Origin of the sequence: Nocardioides abyssi (genome assembly GCF_030412915.1) — a bacterium.
Classification (GTDB): domain Bacteria; phylum Actinomycetota; class Actinomycetes; order Propionibacteriales; family Nocardioidaceae; genus Nocardioides; species Nocardioides abyssi.
The window spans coordinates 1-622 of sequence record NZ_JAUHJR010000027.1 but is presented as its reverse complement, the minus strand read 5'-3'; the positions used below and the strand labels follow the sequence as shown (position 1 = coordinate 622).

The window sequence follows — 622 nt, the reverse complement described above, 5'->3', positions numbered from 1 at the left end:
TAAAGATTAGCAGAATCGCGAGGTACGTAATTAGCAGGCTAACATCCACTACGGCCTTGAGTTGAAGTACTACGTAAACAACCACTTCGAGCAAAGAGGAACCTCCGGAAACTACTCCGACAATCAGCTTGTTGATGATAACGGAAATATTGACTCCACCAATAACTAGTTTTCCTTCGATTAGTTTTTCAACAATCGACACAAGACCGCTGAGTGAAGAAGAAGCGTTGATCCGTTTTACAACGGACAAAAATCCTTTGAGTGTTTCGTTAAGGGCAACAGTGAAATCGGCGGTAACAAGTATGCTGGAGTAAGCTACATACTGAATGATGGCATTAATCACGACTTCCACAGTAGCGTTCCCGTTGATTAGAGCTACGATATCGGCAACAATCAAAAACACGCCACTGATTCCATAAGATACGTTTCCTCCCAGCTGAGCGATGAGTCTAAATAAGCTTTCCGCGTTATTAAGAATTCCACCAAGAGCAGCTCCTATGTCAATCACAGCTCCAATTTGCAGGATTATATCGATCAGGACTTCTAAGCCATTGGAGGCCCCCAGTATAACTATCAAATCAAAGACGACTCCTGCTTCAATTAAGGCCGTCAGGGATCCTGA

At 43.4% G+C, this 622-nt stretch carries 1 protein-coding gene; it reads right to left on the bottom strand.

Annotated features, from left to right (window positions below; genetic code table 11):
- Nucleotides 1–622: hypothetical protein (locus QWY29_RS19755; RefSeq protein ID WP_300962948.1), on the bottom strand; the 622-nt coding region annotated here is incomplete at both ends.